Genomic DNA, 25,508 nt, shown 5'->3' with positions numbered 1-25,508 from the left:
GAAGGCCTCCCCCGCAGGCGGCATCGGGCTTGCGGCTAGAGGCCTTGTTTAAGGCTGGCGACGATAAACTGATCCAGGTCACCGTCCAGCACCTTGTCACAGCTGCTCGACTGCACGCCGGTGCGCAGGTCCTTGATGCGCTGGTCATCCAGCACATAGGAGCGGATCTGGCTGCCCCAGCCGATATCGGCCTTGGAGTCTTCGGCCTCCTGCTTGGCGGCGTTGCGCTTCTGCATCTCGTGTTCCCACAGCTTCGCCTTGAGCTGCTTCATGGCGAAGTCGCGGTTGGCGTGCTGGCTGCGCTGGCTCTGGCAGGCCACCACGATGCCGGTGGGCTCGTGGGTGATGCGTACGGCCGAGTCGGTGGTGTTGACGTGCTGGCCACCGGCCCCGCTGGAGCGGTAGGTATCGGTGCGCAGGTCAGAGGGATTGATTTCGACCTCGAAGCTGTCATCGACCTCCGGCGACAGGAACACCGAGGCGAACGAGGTATGCCGACGGCCACCGGAGTCGAAGGGGCTCTTGCGCACCAGGCGGTGAACGCCGGTCTCGGTACGCAGCCAGCCGAAGGCATACTCACCCTGGACATGCACCGAGGCGGACTTGATGCCCGCCACCTCGCCGGCGGAGACCTCGATGATCTCGGCCTTGAAGCCGTGGTGCTCGGCCCAGCGCAGGTACATGCGCAGCAGCATGTTGGCCCAGTCCTGGGCCTCGGTGCCGCCGGAGCCGGCCTGGATGTCGAGATAGGCGTTGTTCTCGTCCATCTCGCCGGAGAACATGCGCCGGAACTCGAGCTTCTCGAGGCTGGCCTGCAGCCCCTCGAGCTCCTTCTGGACCTCGGCGACGGTGCCCTCGTCGTCCTCCATCTCGGCGAGTTCGAGCAGGTCGCGGCTGTCGCCGAGCCCCTGGTCGAGATCATCGATGGTAGCCACGATCACCTCCAGGGTCGCCCGCTCCTTGCCGAGCTTCTGGGCATTGTCCGGGTCGCTCCAGACGTTCGGGTCCTCGAGCTCGCGGGTGACTTCCTCTAGCCGATCCTTCTTTTCAGCATAGTCAAAGATACCCCCTCAGGACGTCTGTCCGCTCAGACAGGTCCTTGATCAGGTGGTGAATCGGGTTGGTTTCCAGCATGGGCTCGCTCGCCTGAATCTGCAGTGGAAAGACGGCCGCCGCGGCGCGGGCGCGATGCCAGGGCCCCGACGGCACGGAAAAGGCGCCTATTGTAGCGAAAGTGCCGCCCTGCCGCATCCATCCCCACGCCGAAGGCAGGGGTATCGCAGATAGCAGCGCTGATCGGGGCTGATCCGTCGGCAGGCCTGCGAGGAGGCGCTGTAAACCCTTCCATGGGCGCTACCGACGCCATCCCTGGCGTAGGACCTCCTCTTCGGCCTGCCCCCGGCGCCCCTCGCTACGCCCAACGACAATAGCCCTGATGCCGGCGGGAGCCCATGACGACAAGACCCGGCCGAAGCCGGGTCTCGAGGTGGGGCGGAGGATCGAGGCTTAGAAGCGGTAGTCCACCGAGAGGGCGAAGACATCCGCCGAGACCTCGTAGGTCCCCGAGAGGTTACCCTTGGTCGCGTTCTCGTTGGTGGGGGTCGCCTGCTGGTCGATATCGCCATCGTCGGCGAAGACATGCATGTAGCCGGCGGTGACGCCGAGCTCGGGCGTGGGCATCCAGGTGGCGCCGAGGGTCGCCCACTGGCGGTCGGCATCCGGCACCCGCGGGGTGCGGAACTCGGCGCTGGGCACCGGGCTCTCGTCGAGGCCCAGGCCGGCACGCAGTAGCCACTGCGGGGTCAGCGCATAGTTGGCGCCCACCGAGAAGGCCCAGGTATCCTCCCAGTTCTCGGTGGTTGGGCTATTGGTGCCGTCCTCGAACTCGACCACCAGCTCATCGAAGCTGCTCCACTCGGTCCATTCGGCATTGGCCATCAGCGCCAGTCGATCGGTCAGCTGGTGGTAGACGCCCAGATTCAGGCTGGCCGGCGTCGTCAGGTCGGCCTTCCCTCCTTTATCGGTGATACGTGGATCGGACTCATTCGCCACGGCAGCGGAAGAATACGCAGTCGTTCCGCTGAACCCGACATCCCCTTCGAGGGTCAGGTCAATTTTGGAGCGGTAGCTGGCACCAAGCCGTGTCTTGTCAGTGACCTGGAAGAGCGCACCCAGCGTATAGCCGTATCCCCAGTCATCACCCTCAACCGTACCGATCACGTCGTCACGCCCGGGGATCGCTCTAGGATCTCCCTTCAGAGCAGCCGCGGAGCCAAAATCCACCGCATTAGACAACGTCGCATCCACATATTGCGCCCTCAGGCCCACGGCCAGGTTGAGGCGGTCGGTGGCCCGGTAGTTGAGTGTCGGCTGGAAGTCGATCGTCTTCAGCTCGGTCTCGATGGCGTGGTAGCGGCCGACCCAGTCCTCGTCATACTTGGTGGAGAGCCCGTAGGGGGCATAGATGGCCAGGCCCAGGTCGAACTGCTCGTTCAACTGGGTCTTGGCGGCGAAACTCGGCACCACCGCCGTCTCGCCCCCTTGTCGCGAACCACCTCTATCGTAGCTAAGTAGGGGGGACGTTCCGGTAGGGTAGGCTTCGGCATCCTGCAGGTCGAAATTGGCATCGATATAGGCCACCCCGCCGACGACCTGGTTGCCGTCGATATTGCCGATGGCGGCCGGGTTGTAGGCCATGAAGCTGGCGTCCTCGGCCCCCGCGGCGGCATTGGAGAGGGCATTGGCCAGGGTCTTGGCACTCTGCTCGCGGACCTGGAAGCCTGAGGCGGCGGCCTGGCTGGCGATCAGCGTCGTGGAGGCGAGGGCGATGGCAACGGTCAGCTTGTTGAAGGTGTTGGGCATATGGCGAGGCATCCCTTTTCCTGGTGAAGGATTGTTGTCGTTCTTGCCGCGGGGCGGCCAGGTCCAGGCCAGTGTTTGCGAATCCACCATCCGGGATCAAGCACAAACGGCCGTTTGAAAACAAAAAATGCTAATACTTTGGTCGCACGGCCGTTTCATCCCTCGAACTTTCATTGACTTAGGTAATTCATGCTCACCGTGGCCGGCGCGGTTCCATTGTCCCTTGACCTATGGGTAACCCAAGGGTTTTACACTTGCCGGATGACATCCCCGAGAGGCTCCGCCATGAAGGTCAGCGAACTGGCACGCCTGGCCGGCGTCACCGCCGAGACCGTGCGCCACTACACTCGCGAGGGGCTGCTGCATCCCGAGCGCCATCCCAAGAACGGCTACCAGCTGTTCGGGCAGGGTGACCTGGATCGGCTGCGCTTCATCCAGCGGGCCCGCACCCTGGGCTTCGGCGTGGCCGAGATCCGCGACATCCTCGACCACGCTGACCATGGCGACTCGCCCTGCCCCATGGTGCGCGACCTGCTGGCCAGCCGGCTGCCGCAGATCCGCGAACGGATCCGTGAGCTGCAATCCCTGGCACAGCGCATGGAGCAGGCCCTGGCCGCCTGGGAGGAGATGCCCGACGGCACCCCCGACGGCCACAGCCTCTGCCGCCTGATCGAGAGCTTTCCCGAACCGCTCACTGCCGGCCACGAGACCGGCGAGGAGACCCAATGAACGCCAGACAGCCCCTGGAACGCCAGGTCCCCGGCATGAACTGCCAGGGCTGCGTGGCCACGATGCGCCGGGCCATCCAGGCCCGGGACGCGAAGGCCGAGGTTACCGGCACCCCTGCCGAGAAGCGCCTCGAGGTCACCACCACCCTGGCCGATGGTACCCTGGACGAGGCCCTGGCCGAGGCAGGCTACCCGGCCACCGGCAGGCAACGTCACGAGCGCCGGGTGCCCGGCATGAGCTGCCAGGGGTGTGTGGGCAGGATGCGCAAGGCGATCCAGGCCGAGGACCCGGAGGCCGAGGTGGTCGGCATCCCGGACGAGAAGCGCCTTGAGGTGGAGACGGCCCTGGAGGGCGCCATTCTTGACCGGCTGCTGGAAGAGGCCGGCTACCCGGCCGCTCGAGCGTCGCAGTCTGCCGAGCCCTCCCCCGCGCAAGAGCCCGAGCGTCCCTCCGCCGAGGAAACACCCGAGAAGGCGAGGGTTCCAGAGGCGGAAGAGGGCGACACACGTGCCACCACCCGGCGGCTGTCGATCAGCGGCATGACCTGCGCCAGCTGCGTGAAGAGCGTCCAGCAGGCCCTGGAGCGCACGCCCGGCGTGGTCAGCGCTGAGGTCAACTTCGGTACCCATACGGCCCAGGTCCGCGGCCAGGCCGCCGCGGATGCCCTGGTCCGTGCCGTGGAGGACGTGGGCTACGGTGCCGAACCCATCGTCGACATGCGCGAGGCCGAGCAGGCCCGCGCCGAGCGTGACGAGCGGGACTATCGCCGGCGCCTGAAGGGGAGCGCCTGGTCGCTGGCCCTGGCCGTGCCGCTGATGGCCAGCATGTTCGTCTTCCACCCCCAGCCCGTGGGTAGCGGGCGGCTCTACTGGCTGGCGATCGGGGCGCTGACGCTGGCGGTGATGGCCTTCCCCGGCCGCCACTTCTTCATCAATGCCTGGAAGAACTTCCGGCACCACCAGGCCAACATGGATACCCTGATCGCCATGGGTACCGGCACCGCCTGGCTCTACTCCATGGCGGTGGTCGCCTTCGGGCCCTGGCTGCCTGAGGTGGCCCGCGGCATCTACTTCGAAGCCTCGGCGATGGTCATCGGCCTGGTGCTGCTGGGCAATGCCCTGGAGCTACGGGCGCGGGGCCGGACCAGCGACGCCCTCAAGCGGCTGCTCGACCTGCAGAGCCGCACCGCACGGGTGATCCGCGACGGCGAGGAGCGCGAGGTCGAGATCGATGAGGTCCGCGAGGGGGACCACATCCGCGTGCGCCCCGGCGAGCGCCTGCCGGTGGACGGCGAGGTCACCGAGGGGCAGAGCCATATCGACGAATCCATGCTCACCGGCGAGCCCCTGCCGGTGACCAAGGGCGAGGGCGACGAGGTGAGCGCCGGCACGGTCAACGGCAAGGGCTCGCTGGTCTACCGCGCCACCCGCGTTGGCAATGACACCCGCCTGGGCCAGATCACCGAGCAGGTGGCCAGCGCCCAGAACTCCCGCCCCCCCATCGGCAAGTTGGCTGACAAGGTGTCGAGCGTCTTCGTGCCCTCGGTGATGATCATCGCCGTGATCACCGCGCTGGCCTGGTTCAACGTTGGTGCCGAGCCACGGGTGATCCATATGCTGGTCACCGCCACCACGGTACTGATCATCGCCTGCCCCTGCGCCCTGGGCCTGGCCACACCGATCTCCACCATGATCGGCGTCGGCAAGGCAGCCGAGCACGGCGTGCTGGTGAGAAGCGGCGATGCCCTGCAGACCGCCAGCAAGCTCACCACCCTGGTGGTGGACAAGACCGGCACCCTGACCGAGGGCAAGCCCGAGGTGACGGAAGCGGAGGTGATCGAGGGCGACGAGCAGGACGTATTGGGCCTGGTGGCGGCCCTGGAGCGCGGCTCCGAGCACCCGCTGGCGGCCGCCCTGATGGGGCATGCGGAAGCCCGGCAGGCCACACCCGGCGAGATTCGCGACTTCGATACCGTCACCGGCGGTGGGGTCAAGGCGACCAGTGCCGACGGCCGAGCGCTGCTGCTGGGCAATGCCCGCCTGCTGGAAGAGGCCGATATCGACCTGGCCAGCGGCCGTGAGATCGCGTCGGGTCTCGAGCAGAAAGCACGCACCGTGGTCTACCTCGCCGTAGACGGGCGGCTGACCGCGCTATTCGGCATCAGCGACCCCTTGCGCCAAGACACCATCGCCGCCGTGAAGCGCCTGCAGGCCGACGGCCTCAAGGTGGTGATGCTCACCGGCGACAACGCCCACACCGCCGGGGCCATCGCCCGCGAGGTCGGCATCGACGACTTCCGCGCCGGCCTGCTGCCCGAAGACAAGCACGCCGAGATCGAGCGCCGTCAGGCCGAGGGCGAGGTCGTGGGCATGGTCGGCGACGGCATCAATGACGCCCCGGCACTCGCCCGCGCCGACGTGGGCTTCGCCATCGGCCAGGGCACCGACGTGGCCATCGAGAGTGCCGGCATCACCCTGGTACGTGGCTCGCTGCATGGCGTGGCTGCCGCCATCGAAGTCAGCCGGGCCACCCTGCGTAACATCAAGCAGAACCTGGTGGGCGCCTTCGGCTACAACACCCTGGGCATTCCCATCGCCGCCGGAGTGCTCTACCCCCTTACCGGCACCCTGCTCTCGCCGATGATCGCCGGGGCCGCCATGTCGCTCTCCTCGATCACCGTGGTCAGCAACGCCAACCGGCTGCGCCTGTTCCGCCCCTCCGCCGAGGCCGCGGGCGATGACAGGGTCAACCCCCAGAAGCAGGAGGACGCACGATGAGCTGGATCGTCAATCTCGCCGGCCTGGCCCTGATCGCCCTGATCGCCTGGTGGTTCTGGGGGAGCCAGCGCTGACCCTTGCTAGACTGAAGGAACATGCAAGGATCGGAGGTGGCCATGCCCGGGCTCAACGGTGTGCTGGAGACCGCGCTCTACGTGGAGGACATGGCCCGGGCGCGGAGCTTCTTCGAGGGCGTGATGGGGCTTTTGCCCTTCAACGCCGACCATCGCTTCACCGCCTATGACGCCGGGGCCGGCTCGGTGCTGTTGCTCTTCCTGCGCGGCGAGACACTGGAGACCGTGGTGCTGCCCAACGAGATGGGCACCATCCCGCCCCACGACGGCAGCGGCCGAGTGCACCTCGCCTTCGCCATCGCCGCCCGCGAGCTCGCGGCGTGGGAAGGCCAGCTCGAGGACCACGGCATTGCCATCGAGGGGCGCACCCACTGGCCGCGGGGCGGAGAAAGCGTCTATTTCCGCGACCCCGACAGCCACCTGCTGGAGCTGGCCACCCCCGGCGTCTGGCCCAATTACTGAGCCACCATGCCTCAGCTGACCCCCATATAACGCCCCGGCTTGTGGTTCAGCGCGATGATCAGGTTGAGCGCCACGGCGCCGAGCACCGAGAGCCCCACCCGCTCCACCGGCAGCACCAGCAGGGCGACCAGCATGATGAGCGCATCGATGCCCAGCTGCACGTAGCCCGCCCGCCAGCCGTAGCGGTCCTGCAGGAAGAGCGAGAGGATATTGATGCCGCCGAGGCTCGTGCGGTGGCGAAACAGCACCAGCATGCCGATGCCGATCAGGCTGCCGCCCATCAGGGCCGCGTAGAACGGCTGCAGCCACTCGATGCGGATCCAGCTGGCGGTGAGTTCCGAGAACACCGAGACCAGGCCGATGGCCACGAAGGTACGCAGGGTGAACGACCAGCCCATGCGACGCACGGCCAGCCAGTAGAACGGCAGGTTGATCAGGAAGAACCAGATGCCGAAGCGCCAGCCGGTGGCGTACTGCAGCAGGAAGGCCAGGCCCGCAGTACTACCGGTGAGCAGCATCGCCTGGGTATAGAAGCTCACGCCGAGGGCGACGAAGAGCGTGCCGACCAGCATCGCCATCACGTCCTCATGGGGGCGATGGGGGTCGGTGGGTAGTTCCTGGGGATCCATCAAGGGCTCCTTTAGAATTCGTGAGCGCTCGCGTGCTCGATCATCAGCTGGAGACTCTCGCGCCCCCGCCAGCGGTTGCGGTTGAGCTTGAAGGCGCAGTGCAGCGTGGCGCCGACGCCGAAGGCCGGCATCTCACCGGGGGTCAGGGCACGGAACCAGATCGCCTTGAGGCTCGTGGCCCCAGCGGAGAGCTCCAGCATCAGGTGGCTGCCATCAGCCCCCACCGGACGCAGCGCCTCGACCAGGAACTCGCCCTGGAACAGCGGGGCATCGAACTCCCGGCCGTAGGGCGCAAGTCGCTCGAGCTCGTCCAGGGTGGCGAGGCCGAGCTGATGGGGCGCCAGCTCGCCGTCGGTGAATATCCGAGGACAGAGTTCGGTATCGCCCAGCTGCTCGCCCACCGCCCGCAGGAAGGCCGTACGGAAGGCCGCCAGGTGCTCGCGCGGTACCCCCACCCCGGCGGCGCCGCGGTGGCCCCCGAAGCGCGGCAGCGCCTCGGGGGCCAACTCGAAGGTCCGCTGCAGGGCGTCGCGCAGGTGCAGCCCCTCGATGGAGCGCCCGGAGCCGGTGAGCATGCCGGGGGCCGCCGCCGGGGTCAGCACCAGGGCCGGTCGGCCAAAGGCCTGCACCAGCCGGGAGGCGACGATGCCCTGCACGCCCGGGTGACCATCCTCCAGGAAGACGACGATGGCGGGCTCTTCGGCGACCAGGGCCGGCAGGGCCAGGGCCTTGGCCTCCTCGGCCATCTCGGCCTCGATCGCCTTGCGCGACTGGTTATCCTGATCCAGCGTTTCCAGATGCCGTGCCGCAGTGGCGTCATCCGCCGCCAGCATGTAGTGCAGCGCCGCATAGGGATCGTCGAGGCGCGAACGGGCATTGATTCGCGGCCCCATCTGGAAGGCCAGGGTCTCGGCGTCGAAGGGCACGCTGTCGGCCCCCAGGCGCGCCGCCATGGCCCGCCAGCAGGCGGCCTCCATGCGATTGATCAGCGTCAGGCCGTGGGTCACCACCGCGCGGTTGGCCACGCTGCCACCCAGCGAGACGCAGTCGGCCACCGTGCCCAGCGCCACGTAGGAGAGCCAGGGCGAGAGCTTCGGGGTGGCCGGCGCCAGCACGCCCCACTCGACCAGCACCCGGCGGGCCAGCGACATCACGAGCCACGCCACCATGCAGCCGGCGATGGTCGGGTCGGGATAGTCGCAGTCGTCGCGGGTGGGATTAACCACGGCGTAGGCCGAGGCCGGCGGGCCCTCCTGCGGCAGGGCGTGGTGGTCGCTGACCACCACCTCGATGCCGGCGGCCTTGAGTCGGGCGATGCGCGGCTCGTCGGAGCTGCCGCAGTCGGCGGTGATCACCAGGCTCGGCTGCGGCGAGAGTGCCAGGGTGCGCTCCACTAGCGGCAGGCTGATGCCGTAGCCGTCATGGATACGGTGGCCGATCAGGCTGTGCAGGCGGGCCTCGGGCACCCCGAAGAGCTCGACCAGGGTGCGCCGGATCACCACGTGGGAGGTGATGCCGTCCACGTCGTAGTCGGTGAGGATGCCGATATGCTCGCCATCCACCACCGCCTGGGCGATGCGCTCTGCCGCACGGCGTGCGTCGGCGAGCTTCTCGGGGTGGGCCAGGTGGCGCAGGCTGGGCGAGACCAGCGGCGCCAGCTCGCCCTGGTAGCCGGAAAGCCGCCCCGCCAGCACCCGCGCCTGGAGCTCGGTCAGGCCCTCTTCGCGGGCACGGGCATAGAGCGCCTCATCGCGGGGCCTGGGCTGGATGCGGGGGCGCAAGCGCGCCTGCAGATCAATGGGATCGGTGGTGGCAGCGTCCAAGCCATGCTCCTGCAATTAAGAGACACGAAGAAGAGAGATGGGAGACAGATGCCCGCTCGGGGCTGATCCGGCGACAGGCCTGCGAGGAGGCGCTGTAAACCCCTCCCTGGGCGCTACCGACGCCATCCCTGGCGTAGGACCTCCTCTTCGGCCTGCCCCCGGCGCCCCTCGCTAGTGATGGCGTTGGGGCATGCACTTCAGCGGCGGTTCTCGGCAACGAACTGCTGCACGGCGGAAAGCTCCGCGGGCAGCACGGTATAGCGCTCCTCGCGCTCCAGCAGGTCATCCATGTGCGGCGGCAACGGCACGCCCGGGAAGCCGGCCTTGACCACCGCCTCGGCGAACTTGGCCGGGTGGGCCGTGGCCAGGGTGATCACCGGGGTCGTCGCATCGGCGCGCGCCCGCTCGGCGGCACGGTAGCCGGTGGCGGTGTGCGGGTCGAGGATCTCCTGGGTGCGGTGATGCGCCTCGCGGATCACCTCAAGGATGGTGGCATCACTCACGCTGTGGCTGGCGAAGGACTCGCGCAGCCTGGCCAGCGGCGCCTCGGCCAGCGCCGAGGGCTCGCTCTGGAAGCGCTCGAGCAGGGCCTTTACCGCCGACCCGTCGCGCTCGTAGGCCTCGAACAGCAACCGCTCGAAGTTGGAGGACACCACGATGTCCATGGAGGGCGCCAGGGTGGCCACCAGCGCCTGCTTGGAGAAGTCGTTGTCGGCCAGGGTGCGGTGCAGAATGTCGTTGGCGTTGGTGGCGATGATGAACTGCTTCACCGGCAGTCCCATGCGCTTGGCCATGTAGCCGGCGAAGACGTTGCCGAAGTTGGCCGAGGGCACGCAGAAGCTCACTTGGCGGTGCGGCGCACCCAGCGCCACGGCCGAGGCGACGTAGTAGACGATCTGGGCCATGATGCGCGCCCAGTTGATGGAGTTCACCGCCACCAGCCGGGTGCCATCGAGGAAGCCCTGGTCGGCGAAGCTCGCCTTGACCATGGCCTGGGCGTCATCGAAGTTGCCCTCGATGGCGACATTGAAGACGTTGTCGGCCAGCACCGTGGTCATCTGGCGGCGCTGCACCTCCGAGACCCGCTGGTAGGGGTGGAGGATGAAGATGTCGAGGTTGTCGCAGTGGCGGCAGCCCTCGATGGCCGCCGAGCCGGTGTCGCCGGAGGTCGCCCCCATGATGACGGCCCGCTCGCCGCGCTTCTGCAGGAAGTGGTCGAGGATGCGGCCGAGCAGCTGCAGGGCCACGTCCTTGAAGGCCAGCGTCGGGCCGTGGAACAGCTCCAGCAGGAAGTGGTTGGCATCGAGTTGATTGAGCGGCACCACGGCGTCGTGGCTGAAGGTGGCATAGGCCTCCTCGACGATGCCGCGGAAGGTCGCGTCGTCGATCTCGCCGTTGACGTAGGGCTTCATGACCCGGAAGGCGATCTCGGCGTAGGAGAGCCCGGCCATGGCCGCCAGGTCGTCATGGGAGAGCGGCGGGACATCCTCCGGCACATAGAGGCCGCCGTCGCTGGCCATGCCGGTGAGCACGACTTCCTCGAAGGAGAGCGCGGGCGCCTGCCCGCGGGTACTGATATAGCGCATGGCTTACTCCTGCTCGTCCAGCGACTCGACGCGGATCCGCGTCACCGGGCCGGCGATGTCGGCCAGCGACTCGATCAGGCGCATCGCCTCGTTCATCTGCTTCTCGCGGGTGCGATGGGTCAACAGGATGATCGGCACCAGCTCGCCCTCGGTGGCCTCCTTCTGGATCAGCGCCTCGATCGAGATCCCCTGCTCGGAGAGGATCGTCGCCACCCGTGCCAGCACGCCGGGGCGGTCCACCGCCAGCAGCCTCAGGTAGTAGGCGGTGATGATGTCCTCCATGGGCATGATCGGCAGGTCGCACTCCGGCTCGCCGATGCCGCTGAAGGCCAGGTAGGGCACCCGATAGTGGTGGTCGGTGGCGATGTCGCGCGCCACGTCCAGCAGGTCGGCGACCACCGCGGAGGCGGTGGGCTCGGCGCCGGCACCGGCGCCGTAGTAGAGGGTCGGCCCCACGGCATCGCCCATGATGGCGATGGCGTTCTTGACGCCATGGACGCTGGCCAGCAGCCGCTCCTTGGGAATCAGGGTCGGGTGCACGCGCAGCTCGAGGCCCGCCTCGGTGCGCTTGGAGATGCCCAGGTGCTTGATGATGTAGCCCAGGTTGTCGGCCTGCTCCACGTCATCGGCGGTGATGCGCGAGATGCCCTCGGTGTAGGCCTTGTCGAACTGCAGCGGCACGCCATAGGCGATGGAAGCGAGAATGGTCAGCTTGTGGGCGGCGTCGATGCCCTCGACGTCGAAGGTCGGGTCGGCCTCGGCGTAGCCCAGTGCCTGGGCCTCGGCGAGCACGTCCTCGAAGGCACGCCCCTCGTCGCGCATGTGGGTCAGGATGTAGTTGCCGGTGCCGTTGATGATACCGGCCACCCACTCGATGCGGTTGGCGCCCAGGCCCTCGCGCAGCGACTTGATCACCGGGATGCCGCCGGCCACCGCCGCCTCGAAGGCGACGATCACGCCCTTCTCGTGGGCGGCGCGGAAGATCTCGTTGCCGTGCACGGCGATCAGCGCCTTGTTGGCGGTGACCACGTGCTTGCCGTTGTCGATGGCGGTGAGCACCAGCTCGCGGGCCACGTCGTAGCCGCCGATCAGCTCGACCAGCACGTCGATGTCGGGGTTGGTGGCCACCTCGAAGACGTCGGAGGTGGTCCGGATGCCGGTGGTGTCACAGTCGGGATTGAGGCTGCGGAAGGCGACCTGCTCGATGACGATCGGACGCCCCGCGCGCCGGGCGATGTCGTCGGCATTGCGTGTCAGCACGTTGAAGGTTCCGCCACCGACGGTCCCCAGGCCACAGATTCCCACTCTCACCGGTTTCAATGTCATTCCCCTCGTTCTGGCGTGTGTCTCAGCGTGGATCGGGCCCCGTCCGGGCCCGCCGTGCCGACGTTCGTCGACGTCGGTCATCACTCGTTCAGGCCGAGCATGGCGGCCAGGCGCTCCGCCGGCACATAGCCGGGCACCAGGCGACCGTCGGGCAGCACGATCGCCGGTGTGCCCTGGACGCCGAGCGCCATGCCCAGATGATACTGTTCCTCGACCGGATTGTCGCAGTCGGCGGCACCCGGCAGCGCTTCGTCACGCTTGGCCGCGGACAGGGCCTCGGCCGGATTGTCGGCGCACCACACCTGCTGCAGCTGCCGCCCCCCCGGCGAGCGCAGGCCGCTGCGCGGGAAGGCCAGGTAGTGCACCTCGATGCCCAGTTCGTTGAGCCGCGGCACCTCCTCATGGAGCTGCCGGCAGTAGGGGCAGGTGGTGTCGGTGAAGACCACCAGCGTGGCGCGTGGCTCGCCGGCACCGCGGAAGATCACCCGCTCGCTCTCCGGCACCGCGGCGAGACGCGCGGCGCGCTCGGCGTTGCGCCCCTGCTCGGTGAGGTTGACCAGGCCGCCCTCGCCATTCTCGTAGAGGTCACCGACCAGGAAGTGGCTGCCCTCGGCGTTGCTGTAGAAGGTCTCGCCGCTCTCCAGCCTGACCTCGAAGAAGCCGTCCAGCGGTGTCTCGCGCACGCGTTCCACGGACATGGACTGGCCATTGACCGTGAGCGTCTCGGCCAGCTGCTCGGCCATATCGGCCTGGGCGACGGGCAGCAGGGCCAGGGAGACGGCGAACAGTGCGCCGCCGAGGGTAAGGGTCGATCGTCTCATGAGTCAGCCTCGAGGATGATGGTCGGCGTGCAGGGCTTCCAGTCGCACCTGCGCGACATGGGTATAGATCTGGGTGGTCGAGAGGTCGCTATGACCGAGCAGCAGCTGTACGACACGCAGGTTGGCCCCATGATTCAACAGATGGGTGGCGAAGGCGTGGCGCAGGGTGTGCGGCGACAGCGGTCGGTCGATGCCGGCGGACCGCGCATGGGCCTTGATACGGTGCCAGAAGGCCTGGCGCGTCAGGCAACGGTCGCCGCGCCCGGGAAACAGCGCCGGCCGGGTGATGTCGACCATCAGCGCACCCCGGGCGCCACGCAAGTAGCGCGACAGGCACGCCACGGCCTCCTCGCCCAGTGGCACCAGGCGGTCCTTGTCGCCCTTGCCCCGCACCCGAACCACGCCCTGGCGCAGATTGACCGCGTCGGTGGTCAGCCCGACCAGCTCGCTGACCCGCAGCCCGGCGCCATAGAGGACCTCGAGCATCGCCCGGTCGCGCAGGCCCAGATCGGTGGAAAGGTCCGGGGCGGCGAGCAGGCGCTCCACCTCGGCCTCCTCCAGGGTATCGGGGAGCGAGGGGCGCACCCGGGGCAGTCGCACCTCGGCCAGCGGGTCGTGATCGACAAGCCCCTCGGCCAGCGCCCAGCGGTAGAAGCCGCGCAGGCTGGAGAGCAGCCGAGCGTTGCTGCGCAGGCTGTAACCGGCCTCGCGACGCGCGTCGAGCCAGGCCGGCAACACCGCGCTGGCCGGTGCCAGCAGCCGCTGGTCGACACTCTCGAGGCGAGCCTGCCAGGCGCTCAGGTCGTGGCGATAGGCGGCCAGGGTATTGTCGCTCGCGCCCCGCTCCAGCCACAGGCCGTCGAGGAAGGCGTCGACCAGCGCGCCCGCATCCATGGTGGTTTCCATACGGCTCCCGGACAAGTCCCAGCAGCACGAAACCCCGCCCCGCGGCAGCGGTGACGGGGTTTCGCAAGGGGTGCGGGGCCTGGGGTCCCGACACCACGGGCCGGCAGGGGCTCTCGCCTCAGGCCAGCTTTTCCTTAATGCGGGCAGACCTGCCGCTGCGCTCGCGGAGGTAGTACAGCTTGGCCTGGCGCACGTCACCGCGACGCTTGACCTCGATGGAGTCGACCAGCGGGCTGTAGGTCTGGAAGGTCCGCTCGACGCCGACCCCGTGGGAGATCTTGCGCACGGTGAAGGCCGAGTTCAGGCCGCGGTTGCGCTTGCCGATGACCACGCCTTCGAAGGCCTGGAGGCGCTCGCGGGAGCCTTCCTTGACCTTGACCTGGACGACCACGGTATCGCCGGGGGCGAAGGCCGGGACTTCCTTGCTCATCTGCTCGCTCTCGAGCGCCTGGATCACCTTGCTCTTGCTGCTCATGACATTGACTCCTTGATAACCTGATCCGCTGGTCGGCTTGCGTCGCCGGCGAATCGTGATCCCGGCGCCCGAGACGAGCTCGAGAGCGCGGGAATGCGTTGGTGACACAGGTCCGCCTGGCCCGCTCATGGGGTCGTGGCGTCCTGCACCTCCGCCCTGACCTACCGGGTGGACAGGGCGTAGTCCTCGAGGAACTCCTCGAGCAGCTCGCGCTGCTCGGCACTCAACGTCCTGCCTTCCAGCAGGTCGGGACGCCTGAGCCAGGTCCGCCCCAGGGACTGCTTGAGCCGCCAGCGCCGGATAGCACCGTGGTGGCCGCTGAGCAGGACCTCCGGCACCCGCCGCCCGTCGACTTCCTCCGGGCGCGTGTAGTGCGGACAGTCCAGCAGTCCGTCGTTGAAGGAGTCCTCGACCGCGGAATCCTGATGGCCCAGCACCCCGGGCACCAGCCTTGCCGCGGCATCGATCAGCACCATGGCCGGCAGCTCGCCGCCGCTGAGCACATAGTCGCCGATCGACCACTCCTCATCGATGTCGGCTTCCACCAGCCGCTCATCGATGCCTTCATAGCGTCCGGCCACCACCACCAGGGGTGGGCCCGATGCCAGTTCCTGCACGCCGCGCTGATCCAGGCGGCGCCCCTGGGGCGACAGGTAGATGACCTTCGCCCGTGTCCCGGTGGCCGCCTCGGCCCGCTCGCGGGCGGCGTGGATGGCCGAGCGCAGGGTGTCGACCTTCATCAGCATCCCCGGGCCACCGCCATAGGGGCGGTCGTCAACGGTGCGATGCCGGTCGGTGGCGTAGTCCCGGGGGTTCCAGAACTCGAGCGCGATGCGCCCCTTGTCCACCGCCCGGCCCGTGACGCCATGGCAAGTGATCGCCTCGAACATCTCGGGAAACAGCGACACCACCCCGATCCACATGGCCGGCCCCGCCGGGGTCGAGCCGGGCGTCAAAATTCGGGATCCCAGTCGACGGTCATCACGCCGGCCTCGAGGTCCACGTCCCGCACCACCTCGCCTGGCAGGTAGGGCAGCAACCGTTCGCGGGCCTCGATGCCCTCGTCGACCTCGCCCTTGACGACCATGACGTCGTTGGCGCCGGTCTCGAACAGGGAGTCGATGCACCCCAGCGCCAACCCGTCGCGGGTCACCACCCGGAGCCCTTCCAGCTGATACCAGTAGTAGTCATCAGCGTCGAGCGCGGGCAGTTCGGCCTTGGGCAGCAGGATCTCGGCGCCGGCCAGGGCCTCGGCCGCTTCGCGGCTATCGATGCCCTCGAGCCGGGCCACCAGGCCCTTGCCCTGGCGACGCCCCTGGACGACGCCCACCCGGGTCAGCGTTGTCCCCTGGCGCAGCACCCAGGACGCGTAGTCGAGGATGCCCTCCATGGGGCTGGTGTACGAGTACACCTTCAGCCAGCCCTTGACGCCGTAGGGGCTGGTCAGATTGCCCAGCACCACATGATCGTCGGCGGGCTGCGCTTGCGCGTGTTCGCTCATCGACGACCCCTGGACCGTTGCGTTGCAGCAGGCAAGTCAGGCCCTTCAGGCCTGCTTGCGGGCTTCCTTGACCAGCTCGGCGACGCGGTCGGAGAGCTGTGCGCCCTGGCTCTGCCAGTGGCTGATGCGTTCCAGGTCGACGCGCAGGCGCTCTTCCTGGCCACGGGCCACGGGGTTGAAGAAGCCCAGGCGCTCGATGAAGCGGCCGTCACGGGACTTGCGAGAATCGGTCACGGTGAGGTGGTAGAAGGGACGCTTCTTGGCGCCACCACGTGCCAGACGAATGGTAACCATGCGTTGATTATCCTTCGGGTTGAAGTTGCGGATGTTTCGGCCGAGGTGCCGATACCCTGCTGGCCCTCGACGAACTGCTACGGAAAGCGGGCCGACGGCCCGGCTTCGGGTCATTCGGTCACGACGATGGCCGCGTCGATCGCGGTCTTGCCAGTGAAGACGCGACATTCTACGGAAAACCGCCCGACTTGGAAACCTTTTTGCGCTCGACGCCGCGCCATGCGCCGGCTCAGCGCCGGGGCATGCCGCCAGGGCCGCCCATACCCCCCATGCCGCCGGGCCCACCCGGGCCGCCACCGCCCATCATGCCGGACATGCCGCGCATCATCTTCTGCATGCCGCCCTTCTTGCCCGCCTTCTTCATCATCTTCTGCATCTGCTTGTGCTGCTTGAGCAGGCGGTTAAGGTCCGGCACCTGCAGGCCGGCCCCGGCGGCGATGCGCCGCTTGCGCGAGCCGTTGATGATCTCGGGCTTGCGCCGCTCTTGGGCGGTCATGGAGTTGATCAGCGCCTCGAGCTTGCCCAGCTCCTTCTCGGGGCCGGGGCCCTGGGCCATCTCGGCCATCTGCCCCATGCCCGGCAGCTTGCCCATCAGGCCGCCCATGCCACCCATCTTCTTGAGCTGCTGGAGCTGGTCGCGGAAGTCCTCGAGATCGAAGCCCTGGCCCTTCTTGACCTTCTTGGCCAGCTGCTCGGCCTTCTTCTTGTCAACGGTGCGCTCGGCGTCCTCGATCAGCGACATCACGTCGCCCATGCCGAGGATGCGCGAGGCCACGCGGTCCGGATGGAAGGGCTCGAGTGCGTCGACCTTCTCGCCCACGCCCATGAACTTGATCGGCTTGCCGGTGATGTGGCGCACCGAGAGCGCCGCACCGCCGCGGGCATCGCCATCGGCCTTGGTGAGGATCACCCCGGTCAGCGGCAGCGCCTCGTGGAAGGCCTTGGCGGTATTGGCGGCATCCTGGCCGGTCATGGCATCGACGACGAACAGCGTCTCGTCAGGCACCACCGCCTTATACAGCGCCTGAATCTCGGCCATCATCGCCTCGTCGATGGCCAGGCGACCGGCGGTATCGACGATCACCACATCATGAAACTGGATCCTGGCGTGCTTGATCGCCGCCTCGGCGATATCGACGGGTTTCTGGTCGGAGCGCGACGGAAAGAAGTCGACCTCGACCTCGCGGGCCAGGGTCTCGAGCTGGTCGATGGCCGCCGGCCGATAGACGTCGGCGGAGACCACCAGCACCTTCTTCTTTTCCCGCTCGCGCAGGTAGCGTGCCAGCTTGGCCACCGAGGTGGTCTTGCCCGCGCCCTGCAGGCCGGCCATCAGCACCACGGCCGGGGCGCTCTTGAGAACCAGCCCCTCGTTGGCCTCGCCCATGATCGCCTCGAGCTCCTGCTGGACGATCTTGACGAACTGCTGCCCCGGGGAGAGGCTCTGGGAGACCTCCTGCCCCACGGCGCGCTCGCGCACGCGGTCGATGAACGCCTTGACCACCGGCAGGGCCACGTCGGCCTCGAGCAGCGCCCGGCGCACCTCGCGTAAGGTATCCTTGACGTTGTCCTCGGTCAGGCGCGCCTGACCCTTGATCGACTTGAGCGTCTGCGACAGACGCTCGCTGAGATTCTGGAACATGGGCCTCTCCAGTGACGATGGCCGGAGAGCCGACCCGGCACCGGCCGGGGGCTCCCTGCAATGGTCGAAAATTATACGCCCTGTGGCCACCAGTCTCCATGCATGGCGGGCATTCGCCGCTGAGGGGCGCGCCGCCGGCTGGGCGCGGCCGAGCGGATTCGGTATAGTGGCGGCTCCATTCCCCACCACCAGGCGCTGGCGAAGGCGCACGGACAGCGATCGATGCAGCCGCTATCACTTGCCGTCATGGCCTTCATCTTCTATCTCGGGGCCGCCTCCTGGCAGGGGCTGACCCTGATCCGGCGGGTGCCGCCACGCGCCATGCTGGTGCGCGGGCTGGGCCTGCTCGGCCTGCTCTGCCACCTGCCCCTGGCCGCCACTCTGCTGGTCCGGGGCGACTCCCTGCTGCCCGGGCTCTCCACCAGCGCGGTGCTGGCCAGCGGCCTGGCCGTGCTGGTGCTGCTGGTGGTCAGCCTCGTCAAGCCGGTCCTCAACGTCGCCACCGGCCTGCTGCCGCTGGCCGGCCTGACCCTGCTGCTGGCCACCGAGCTGCCGAGCCCCGAGCGCGCCACCGGCATGACGCCGGGGATCGCCCTGCACGCCCTGAGCAGCGCACTGGCCTTCGCGCTGCTGGCCATCGCCGCCATCCAGGCGGTGCTGCTCGGCATCCAGAATCAGGCGCTGCGCCACCACCACATCCGCGGTGTGGTCCAGTCGCTGCCGCCGCTGACCACCATGGAACGGGTCCTCTTCGAGCTGATCTGGGCCGGCATGATCCTGCTGACCCTGTCGATCGTCAGCGGCTTTTTGTTCCTCGACAACATGTTCGCCCAGCACCTGGCCCACAAGTCGATCCTCTCCTTGGCCGCCTGGGTGATCTTCGCCACCCTGCTGTTCAGCCATCATCGGCTGGGCTGGCGAGGCATGCGGGCGGTGCGCTGGACCCTGGGGGGCTGCCTGGTGCTGTTGATGGCCTACTTCGGCAGCAAGTTCGTGCTGGAGATCCTGCTCAACCGCGGCTGAGGCCGGCACGCGCCTTGACACCGGATGACCGACCCCCTACAACTCGAGCCTGATACGCCGTTGAGGACCCTTCGACTTGAGTGACGACTTCCCGCTGGGACTGCTGTTCGGCCTGCTGTTCCTGCTCGTCTGTCTTTCCGCCTTCTTCTCCAGCTCCGAGACCGGGATGATGTCGATCAACCGCTATCGCCTGAGCCATCAGGCGAACAGCGGTGAGCGCGCCGCCCAGCGCGTACTGCGCCTGCTGGCCCGCCCCGATCGGCTGATCGGCGTGATTCTGATCGGCAACAACCTGGTCAACAACCTGGCCGCGGCGATCGCCACGGTGGTCGCCATCCATTTTTTCGGCGAGGTCACCGGCCCAGCCATCGCCCCGCTGATCCTCACCATCGTGATCCTGATCTTCGCCGAAGTGAGCCCCAAGACCTATGCGGCGGTCAAGCCGGAGCGCATCGCCTATCCCGCCTCGCTGGTGCTCGAGCCGCTGCTCAAGCTGCTCTACCCGCTGGTATGGCTGGTCAACGCGATCTCCAATGGCCTGCTGCGCCTGCTCGGGGTCAGGTACATCGACGGGAGCGCCGACAACCTGACCCGCGACGAGCTGCGCACCGTGGTGCACGAGGCCGGCACCCTGATCCCGCGCCGCCACCAGGCGATGCTGCTGTCGATCCTCGATCTGGAGAACGTCACCGTGAACGACATCATGGTGCCGCGCCACGAGGTGATGGGCCTCGACCTGGACGACGACCTGGAGGAGATCCTGGCCAACATTCGCACCAGCCAGCACACCCGGGTGCCGGTCTACAAGGGCGATATCAACAACATCATCGGCATGCTCCACCTGCGCAATGCGGCGCGCTTCCTGTCCCGCGGCGAGGTGACCAAGGCCGCCATCGTCCAGGAGGCCCGTGAGCCCTATTTCATCCCCGAGTCCACCCCGCTGCACACCCAACTGCTCAACTTCCAGAAACAGAAGCGACGCATCGGCATCGTGGTCGACGAGTACGGCGACGTGGAGGGGCTGGTGACCCTGGAAGACATCCTCGAGGAGATCGTCGGCGAGTTCACCACCGACGTGGCGGGACTGCATCAGGAGATCCACCCGCAGGAAGACGGCAGCCACGTGATCGACGGCACCGCCAATATCCGCGACATCAACAAGGCGCTGGGCTGGCAGTTGCCCACGGATGGCCCCAAGACCCTCAACGGCGTGATCCTCGAGCACCTGGAGTCCTTCCCCGACGGACCGGCCTGCCTGCAGATCGGCAGCGTGCGCATGGAGATCCTCGAGGTCCGCGACAACTTGATCACCGCGGCACGCTGCTGGCAGCCGGTACGGCGTCCCCCGCGCCGCGGCTGATGCCTACCCTCGCCGCGGAACGCTGTCGGCCCAGCCGTCGGCCTCGGCCTTGAGCGCACGCACTCGGGCCTCGACGCTAGGCCGACTCGCCTCGCCGGCCGGCAGAGGCTCACCGAAGAACAGGGCCACCCGCGCCCGGAACCGGCGAGGCGGCTTGGTCAGCGCCTTGCCGCCATGGTGCGAAGTCCAGGAGCCCCAGAGACCGGCCAGCCCGGCGGGCACCACCGGCACCGCATCCCGGGCCAGGATCAGCTCGAGGCCGCGGCGGAAGTGTTGCACCTCGCCGTTCGGCGTCAGGCGGCCTTCGGGAAACACCATCACCACCTCGCCCTGGCGCAGCGCGCGGCTGACTTCGACCAGGGCATGGCGCACGCTGCCCGGATCGCGACGGTCGGCATCCACGGGGATGGCCCCCACCAGACGGAACAGCCAGTTGAGCCAGGGCGACTCATAGACCGGCTTGTCCATCAAAAAGCGCAGCGGCCGAGGGCTTGCTCCACCCACCACCAAGGCATCCATGAAGCTGACGTGGTTGCAGACGACGATGGCCGGGCCACGCGGGGGAATATGGTGTCGGCCGCGAAAACGCAGCCGATAGACGAGGTGAAGCAGCAGGAAGACCAACCAGCGCAGAAAGGGCCGGGGCGCACTGGCCAGTCGCCAGCTCCCCGCCGCCACCGCCAGACCCGTGACTCCCCACAGCCAGGAGGTCATCACGTCACGCCGGGCGCGTGCCTGAGGCCGGCCAGGATGGTCGCGAGCAGCTGGTCGAGCAACTCGCCCACTTCCAGCGGCTCGCCCTGCCAGTACCCGAGGCGCTCGTTGAGCCCCAGCTGGACCAGGCCATGGACGCTGCCCCAGAGGGTGCGGCTCAGCCGCCGTGCCTCCAGGTCGTCCAGCGCCGGCTGGTACTCCTTGAGGGTCGCCTCCACGCGCAGGAAGAGGCCCTCGATCATCTCGTTCTGGCGCTGGTCCAGCTCCCCCTCCTGGGCCAGGGGGTAGTCGAACAGCAGTTGCCAGCGGTAGGCATCCTGGCGGGCGAACTGCCAGTAGGCCCTGGCCAGCGCCTTGAGCCGCTCCTCGGGGGCGATGTCGGCGAGCAGCGGCTCGATCACCCCGCGCAGGCGCGCCAGGGTCTCGATGTTGACGTGCTGCAGCAGGTTGCTGAAGCTGCCGTAGAGCTTGAGCAGGGTACTCGGCGCACAGCCGACCTCCCGGGCGAGAGCACGCAGCGATAGCGTGTGGGCCGGATGCTCCTGCAGCCAGGCATCGCATGCGGCCATGACCTGGGCATGGAGTGCCTCGGGGGCATGCTGTCTGGGACGGGCCATCGGCTTCCTCGCAGGGGTGGCGGGCATCGCGGGTCGGGCAACAAGGATACTCTCATCGAACACTGTTTTCGACAGGATATCCCACACGAATGACGGCGCAAGCCGGCGACAGGATCGCCGCCCGTTCGCCGCTTTCCTCGCCAGGACGACTTGGTTACCCTGACGCCCCACCACCCCGGAGACCTCATGGCCGGCCGACTGCACATCGCCCCCCTCGAACTCGAGCGCCTGCTGCCCGACCTGGTCGCCGAGACCACCCTGATCACCGGCGCCAATCTGGCCCCGCGTCGCCCCCTGTCGATCCTGCGCCTGGAAGGGGGCCGGCTGCGCCTGGTGAACGCCTTCTGGGGGCTCACGCCTCCCTGGCTGAAGGTGCTCGACCATGCGCCTCACTGCGCCCGGGCCGAGGCGCTGACGGCCCGCCCCATGTTCCGCGAGGCCTTCGGCGCGCGCCGCTGCCTGGTGCCGGCCAGCGGCATCTATGTGTGGAAGCCGCAGCCACGCGCCAAGCAGCCCTTCCTGGTGACCCGCGTCGACCGGGGCCCGCTGCTGCTGGCGGGGCTCTGGTGCCGCTTCCATACCACCCTGAGCGAGTATAATGATTCCATGGCGCTGATCACGGTGCCCACGGGAACGCTGCTCGCCCCGCTCACCGACCGCCTGCCGGCGGTGATCGCCCCCGAGGATGCCCGGCGCTGGCTCGACCCACAGACCCCATTGGCCGAGGCGCAGTCGCTGCTCGCGCCCGCTCCCGGGGAACTGTTGGGCGCCTTTCCGGTATCAAGACGAGTGAACGATCCCGCCAACCAGGATCCGGCCTGCGCCCACCCCACCGGGCCCATGCTGCGCCAGCCCATGCCACAGGAGCGATGATGACACAGCCCTTGCCTGCCCCCTTGCGCCAAACGGCCCGCCTGCTCGCCTGGCTCGCCGTGGCCGCGACCCTGATCACGGGCCTGGCCGCCCGGGCCGAGGCACCCGAGCCGGCGGCAACCGTCGACGACGTCGTCTCGCCGCGGGTCAGCCCCCACGATGACCGCGACTACCGCGCCCTGACCCTCGACAACGGCCTGAGCGTGCTGCTGGTCAGCGACCCCGAGGCCGACCAGGCCGCCGCCTCGCTGAACGTCGGCGTGGGCAGCGCCCAGGACCCGGAGGACCTGGCCGGCCTGGCCCACTTCCTCGAGCACATGCTGTTCCTGGGCACCGACGCCTACCCCGAGTCGGATGCCTACCAGGCCTATCTGTCGCGCCACGGGGGCAGCCACAACGCCTTTACCGCCCCCCATGACACCAACTACTTCTTCAACATCGAGCCCGACGCCCTGCCCGGGGCCCTGGACCGGTTCAGCCGCTTCTTCGTCGCCCCGCTGTTCAATGCCGACCGCCTGGAGAGCGAGCGCAGCGTGGTGCACTCCGAGTACCAGGCGCGCATCCGCGATGACGGGCGCCGTGCCCAGGACGTGCTCGACCAGTTGCTCAATCCCGACCACCCGACCACCGGCTTCTCCGTGGGCAGCCGTGAGACCCTGGCCGACCGCCCCGCGGGCGAGCCGAGCCTGCGAGAGCGCGTGATCGGCTTCTACGAGGATCACTACGATGCCAACGTGATGCACCTGGCCGTGGTCGCCCCCCAGCCCCTCGATGACCTGGAGGCCATGGTTACCGCGCGCTTCGCCGAGATACCCGACCGCGGCCTCTCTCGCCCGGTCATCGAGGCGCCGCTGGTGGCGGAACAGACCCTGCCCCGCGCGGCCGAGATGCAGTCGGTGCGCGACAGCCAGCGGGTCAGCTTCCTGTTCCCGGTGCCCGACCCCCAGGAGGCCTACCGCCACAAGCCCGCCGACTACCTGGCCCACCTGCTCGGTCACGAGGGCGAGGGCAGCCTGCTCGCGGTGCTGCGCGAGGCGGGCTGGGCCGATGGCCTCTCCGCCGGCGTGACGCGTGGCGACGGCCGCCATGCGCTGTTCGCCGTGGACATCAGCCTGACGCCGGACGGCGCTGAGCAGCTCGAGCGCATCCAGGCCAGCCTGCTGGCCACCATCGAGCGGATCCGCGCCTCGGGCCTGGAGGCCTGGCGCTACCAGGAGCAGGCGCGCCTGGCCGAACAGCAGTTCCGTTTCCAGCAGCACGGCTCGCCGCAGGGCGATGCCATGCGCCTGGCCATGAACCTGTCACGCTATCCGCTGGAGGATGTCAACGTCGCGCCCTACCGCATGGACGGCTTCGATCGCGACCAGATCACGCGCTGGCTCGACGGCCTGCGACCCGACCGGCTGCTGCGGCTCTACAGCGGCCCGGACGTCGAGGGCGACCAGGTCTCGCCCTGGTTCGATGCGCCCTGGCGCGAGGTCGAGGCAACAAGCGAGGCCGAGCCGCTGGCGGGCATCGCCCTGCCCGAACCCAACCCCTATATCGCTGAGGACCTCGAGCTGCTCGACGGCCAGGACGAGATTCCCGAGCTGCGCATCGAGGCGCCGGGCTTCACCCTCTGGCACAAGGCAGATGACAGCTTCGACACCCCCAAGGTGGAGTGGCGCTTCAGCCTGCAGCACCCCGCCGCCAGCCAAGAGGCCCGCGAGGCGGCGCTTTCCCGTCTGCTCGCCGGCTGGCTCGGCGACAGCCTCAACGAGACCCTCTACCCGGCACGCCTGGCCGGCCATGACTTCGAGGCCTATGCCCACGCCCGGGGCATCACCCTGTCGTTCTCCGGCTGGCGGGACCGCCAGGACCGACTGATCGCCCGGGTCCTCGCCCAACTGCAGGAGGGCGAGATCGACGCGGCGAGCTTCGACCGGGAGCACTACCGCCTGCAGCGCGAATGGCGCAACGCCCCCCAGGATCCTCTCTACCGGCAGGCCCATCGCACCCTGGCCGAGGCACTGGTGCGCCCCCAGTGGTCCACCGATACCCTGCTCGAGGCGAGCAAGTCGCTCGATGTGGAAGACTTGCGCGACTTCCGCGAGCGCTTCCTAGCCGACCTGCGTCTGGAAGCCATGGCCGTGGGCAACCTCGGCGCCGCGCTTGCCGAGCGCGAGGCCCGGCTGGTCGCCGAGGCGCTCTCTCCGTCCCTGGCGGCCGAGGCGATCCCGGACCTCGTCCCACTGCAGGTGGACGACCTGCCCGCGCTGACCCCGGCCACCACCCGGGAGGAGTCACTGGCACTGCGCTACCTCCAGGGGCCGGACCGCTCGCTCGACAGCCAGGCGCGCCTGGCGGTGCTGGGCCAGCTACTGGAGACACCCTTCTACCAGCGCCTGCGTACCGAGGAGCAGCTCGGCTATGTGGTCAACGCGGGTTACTCGCCGATGCTGGACGCGCCGGGCATCAGCCTGCTGGTGCAGTCTCCCGACACCGCAAGCGAGGCGATCCAGGCCCGCATCGATGCCTTCCTGGACGATTTCACCGGGCGGCTCGCGACGCTCGACGATGACGACCTGGCCCCCTATCGCCAGGCCGTACACGACAGCTTGATGCAGCGCGACACCAGCCTCTCCGCGCTCACCAACCGCCTGTGGCGCGCGCTCGCCTATGGCGACACCGCCTTCGACCGCCACCGCCGCCTCGCCGAGCAGGCGCTGGCCGTGACCGCCGAAGAACTTCAGGCGAGCTGGCCGACGCTGCGCGAGGACGCCGTGGCGCGGGTCAGCTTCGATCCGGGTGACAAGCCCAGCGACGTGCTCGCCCTTAGCCGCCAGCTGGAGCCGTTGCCGGAAGGGGAAAGTGAGTAATAGTGAGGGGTGAGGGTCATCTCAATTCGGCGTGAAAATGACAGAGTCTCGCGTAGACATCATGGATTGACCTGCCCCTCCTCAACGTCGTGGGTTACGTTGAGGAGGGACCTAAACGCAGAGCCACTATTGAGGGAGGCAGGTCATGACACAGTCTAA

At 68.2% G+C, this 25,508-nt stretch carries 22 protein-coding genes; 7 read left to right on the top strand and 15 right to left on the bottom strand.

All coding sequences use genetic code 11. The annotated features are described in order from the left end of the window. Positions 1-35 precede the first annotated feature (35 nt). A protein-coding gene (gene prfB / locus OP497_RS15670; RefSeq protein ID WP_280550104.1) for a peptide chain release factor 2 occupies positions 36-1,131 on the bottom strand; the annotation gives its coding sequence in 2 pieces (ribosomal slippage) (positions 36-1,058 and positions 1,060-1,131; 1,095 coding nt in all). 375 nt (positions 1,132-1,506) lie between these two features. After that, on the bottom strand, positions 1,507-2,874 hold the full coding sequence (locus OP497_RS15665) for an OmpP1/FadL family transporter (RefSeq protein WP_280550073.1): 1,368 nt from the start codon (positions 2,872-2,874) through the stop codon (positions 1,507-1,509). A 273-nt stretch (positions 2,875-3,147) separates the two neighbouring features. On the opposite strand from OP497_RS15665, the gene OP497_RS15660 reads away from it, so the two are divergent. From OP497_RS15660 to OP497_RS15650, 3 genes are all read left to right on the top strand, one after another. Continuing rightward, positions 3,148-3,591: a MerR family transcriptional regulator gene (locus OP497_RS15660; RefSeq protein WP_280550072.1), complete on the top strand. Its 444-nt coding sequence runs from the start codon at positions 3,148-3,150 to the stop codon at positions 3,589-3,591. Then, positions 3,588-6,368, top strand: a complete 2,781-nt coding sequence (locus tag OP497_RS15655) for a heavy metal translocating P-type ATPase (RefSeq protein ID WP_348533131.1) — start codon at positions 3,588-3,590, stop codon at positions 6,366-6,368. The genes OP497_RS15660 and OP497_RS15655 overlap by 4 nt, the downstream gene beginning before the upstream one ends. A gap of 116 nt (positions 6,369-6,484) precedes the next feature. Beyond that, on the top strand, positions 6,485-6,904 hold the full coding sequence (locus tag OP497_RS15650) for a VOC family protein (RefSeq protein ID WP_280550071.1): 420 nt from the start codon (positions 6,485-6,487) through the stop codon (positions 6,902-6,904). A gap of 11 nt (positions 6,905-6,915) precedes the next feature. Here the strand turns inward: OP497_RS15650 and OP497_RS15645 are convergent, their stop codons facing one another. The 11 genes from OP497_RS15645 to ffh form a co-directional block, all read right to left on the bottom strand. Then, positions 6,916-7,533 (bottom strand): YitT family protein, encoded by a 618-nt coding sequence (locus tag OP497_RS15645; RefSeq protein ID WP_280550070.1) that lies wholly within the window; start codon positions 7,531-7,533, stop codon positions 6,916-6,918. Positions 7,534-7,544: 11 nt separating this feature from the next. Further along, positions 7,545-9,356 carry a single-stranded-DNA-specific exonuclease RecJ gene (recJ, locus tag OP497_RS15640; protein ID WP_280550069.1) on the bottom strand — a complete coding sequence of 604 codons (1,812 nt, stop codon included), beginning with the start codon at positions 9,354-9,356 and terminating at the stop codon, positions 7,545-7,547. A gap of 197 nt (positions 9,357-9,553) precedes the next feature. Further along, entirely contained in the window at positions 9,554-10,942 is a 1,389-nt protein-coding gene (gene thrC / locus OP497_RS15635; protein WP_280550068.1) for a threonine synthase, read from the bottom strand. A gap of 3 nt (positions 10,943-10,945) precedes the next feature. Beyond that, positions 10,946-12,262 carry a homoserine dehydrogenase gene (locus tag OP497_RS15630; protein ID WP_280550102.1) on the bottom strand — a complete coding sequence of 439 codons (1,317 nt, stop codon included), beginning with the start codon at positions 12,260-12,262 and terminating at the stop codon, positions 10,946-10,948. An 86-nt stretch (positions 12,263-12,348) separates the two neighbouring features. Next, entirely contained in the window at positions 12,349-13,089 is a 741-nt protein-coding gene (locus OP497_RS15625; protein WP_280550067.1) for a DsbC family protein, read from the bottom strand. 3 nt (positions 13,090-13,092) lie between these two features. Further along, a complete protein-coding gene (gene xerD, locus OP497_RS15620) occupies positions 13,093-13,995 on the bottom strand; it encodes a site-specific tyrosine recombinase XerD (protein ID WP_280550066.1) in 903 nt (300 codons plus the stop codon). A gap of 118 nt (positions 13,996-14,113) precedes the next feature. Beyond that, positions 14,114-14,470: a 50S ribosomal protein L19 gene (rplS, locus tag OP497_RS15615; protein ID WP_280550065.1), complete on the bottom strand. Its 357-nt coding sequence runs from the start codon at positions 14,468-14,470 to the stop codon at positions 14,114-14,116. 161 nt (positions 14,471-14,631) lie between these two features. Continuing rightward, positions 14,632-15,393: a tRNA (guanosine(37)-N1)-methyltransferase TrmD gene (gene trmD, locus OP497_RS15610; RefSeq protein WP_280550100.1), complete on the bottom strand. Its 762-nt coding sequence runs from the start codon at positions 15,391-15,393 to the stop codon at positions 14,632-14,634. Positions 15,394-15,422: 29 nt separating this feature from the next. Beyond that, positions 15,423-15,971, bottom strand: coding sequence for a ribosome maturation factor RimM (rimM, locus tag OP497_RS15605; protein WP_280550064.1), 549 nt, complete (start codon positions 15,969-15,971; stop codon positions 15,423-15,425). Between the two features lie 45 nt (positions 15,972-16,016). Continuing rightward, positions 16,017-16,265: a 30S ribosomal protein S16 gene (gene rpsP / locus OP497_RS15600; RefSeq protein ID WP_133637530.1), complete on the bottom strand. Its 249-nt coding sequence runs from the start codon at positions 16,263-16,265 to the stop codon at positions 16,017-16,019. 229 nt (positions 16,266-16,494) lie between these two features. Beyond that, positions 16,495-17,904, bottom strand: a complete 1,410-nt coding sequence (gene ffh / locus OP497_RS15595) for a signal recognition particle protein (protein ID WP_280550063.1) — start codon at positions 17,902-17,904, stop codon at positions 16,495-16,497. 222 nt (positions 17,905-18,126) lie between these two features. On the opposite strand from ffh, the gene ccsA reads away from it, so the two are divergent. Beyond that, the gene (gene ccsA / locus OP497_RS15590; RefSeq protein ID WP_280550062.1) at positions 18,127-18,927 is read left to right on the top strand and encodes a cytochrome c biogenesis protein CcsA; all 801 of its coding nucleotides are present in this window, start codon (positions 18,127-18,129) and stop codon (positions 18,925-18,927) included. A gap of 76 nt (positions 18,928-19,003) precedes the next feature. Beyond that, complete coding sequence (locus OP497_RS15585; RefSeq protein ID WP_280550061.1) at positions 19,004-20,287, top strand: HlyC/CorC family transporter; 1,284 nt, start codon at positions 19,004-19,006, stop codon at positions 20,285-20,287. 3 nt (positions 20,288-20,290) lie between these two features. Here OP497_RS15585 and OP497_RS15580 read toward each other — a convergent pair whose 3' ends face one another. Continuing rightward, positions 20,291-21,001, bottom strand: a complete 711-nt coding sequence (locus tag OP497_RS15580) for a 1-acyl-sn-glycerol-3-phosphate acyltransferase (protein ID WP_280550060.1) — start codon at positions 20,999-21,001, stop codon at positions 20,291-20,293. Beyond that, positions 21,001-21,618: a TetR-like C-terminal domain-containing protein gene (locus OP497_RS15575; RefSeq protein WP_280550059.1), complete on the bottom strand. Its 618-nt coding sequence runs from the start codon at positions 21,616-21,618 to the stop codon at positions 21,001-21,003. Before OP497_RS15575 ends, OP497_RS15580 begins: the two co-directional genes overlap by 1 nt. A gap of 186 nt (positions 21,619-21,804) precedes the next feature. Here OP497_RS15575 and OP497_RS15570 point away from each other — a divergent pair, with 186 nt between their 5' ends. Both OP497_RS15570 and OP497_RS15565 read left to right on the top strand, forming a co-directional pair. Beyond that, a complete protein-coding gene (locus tag OP497_RS15570) occupies positions 21,805-22,491 on the top strand; it encodes an SOS response-associated peptidase (RefSeq protein WP_280550057.1) in 687 nt (228 codons plus the stop codon). Beyond that, the gene (locus OP497_RS15565; protein WP_280550055.1) at positions 22,491-25,349 is read left to right on the top strand and encodes an insulinase family protein; all 2,859 of its coding nucleotides are present in this window, start codon (positions 22,491-22,493) and stop codon (positions 25,347-25,349) included. Before OP497_RS15570 ends, OP497_RS15565 begins: the two co-directional genes overlap by 1 nt. The last annotated feature ends 159 nt before the right edge of the window (positions 25,350-25,508 follow it).

This window comes from Halomonas sp. 11-S5 (assembly GCF_029889825.1).
Taxonomy (GTDB): domain Bacteria; phylum Pseudomonadota; class Gammaproteobacteria; order Pseudomonadales; family Halomonadaceae; genus Halomonas.
This window is presented reverse-complemented; position numbering and strand designations above follow the sequence as displayed.

Coding starts and splice junctions, on each gene's coding strand:
- OP497_RS15665 (WP_280550073.1), bottom strand. CDS start 2,874: ATGCCTCGCCATATGCCCAACACCTTCAACAAGCTGACCGTTGCCATC.
- OP497_RS15660 (WP_280550072.1), top strand. CDS start 3,148: ATGAAGGTCAGCGAACTGGCACGCCTGGCCGGCGTCACCGCCGAGACC.
- OP497_RS15655 (WP_348533131.1), top strand. CDS start 3,588: ATGAACGCCAGACAGCCCCTGGAACGCCAGGTCCCCGGCATGAACTGC.
- OP497_RS15650 (WP_280550071.1), top strand. CDS start 6,485: ATGCCCGGGCTCAACGGTGTGCTGGAGACCGCGCTCTACGTGGAGGAC.
- OP497_RS15645 (WP_280550070.1), bottom strand. CDS start 7,533: ATGGATCCCCAGGAACTACCCACCGACCCCCATCGCCCCCATGAGGAC.
- thrC (WP_280550068.1), bottom strand. CDS start 10,942: ATGCGCTATATCAGTACCCGCGGGCAGGCGCCCGCGCTCTCCTTCGAG.
- OP497_RS15625 (WP_280550067.1), bottom strand. CDS start 13,089: ATGAGACGATCGACCCTTACCCTCGGCGGCGCACTGTTCGCCGTCTCC.
- xerD (WP_280550066.1), bottom strand. CDS start 13,995: ATGGAAACCACCATGGATGCGGGCGCGCTGGTCGACGCCTTCCTCGAC.
- rplS (WP_280550065.1), bottom strand. CDS start 14,470: ATGAGCAGCAAGAGCAAGGTGATCCAGGCGCTCGAGAGCGAGCAGATG.
- trmD (WP_280550100.1), bottom strand. CDS start 15,393: ATGTGGATCGGGGTGGTGTCGCTGTTTCCCGAGATGTTCGAGGCGATC.
- rimM (WP_280550064.1), bottom strand. CDS start 15,971: ATGAGCGAACACGCGCAAGCGCAGCCCGCCGACGATCATGTGGTGCTG.
- rpsP (WP_133637530.1), bottom strand. CDS start 16,265: ATGGTTACCATTCGTCTGGCACGTGGTGGCGCCAAGAAGCGTCCCTTC.
- ffh (WP_280550063.1), bottom strand. CDS start 17,904: ATGTTCCAGAATCTCAGCGAGCGTCTGTCGCAGACGCTCAAGTCGATC.
- ccsA (WP_280550062.1), top strand. CDS start 18,127: ATGCAGCCGCTATCACTTGCCGTCATGGCCTTCATCTTCTATCTCGGG.
- OP497_RS15580 (WP_280550060.1), bottom strand. CDS start 21,001: ATGACCTCCTGGCTGTGGGGAGTCACGGGTCTGGCGGTGGCGGCGGGG.
- OP497_RS15575 (WP_280550059.1), bottom strand. CDS start 21,618: ATGGCCCGTCCCAGACAGCATGCCCCCGAGGCACTCCATGCCCAGGTC.
- OP497_RS15570 (WP_280550057.1), top strand. CDS start 21,805: ATGGCCGGCCGACTGCACATCGCCCCCCTCGAACTCGAGCGCCTGCTG.
- OP497_RS15565 (WP_280550055.1), top strand. CDS start 22,491: ATGACACAGCCCTTGCCTGCCCCCTTGCGCCAAACGGCCCGCCTGCTC.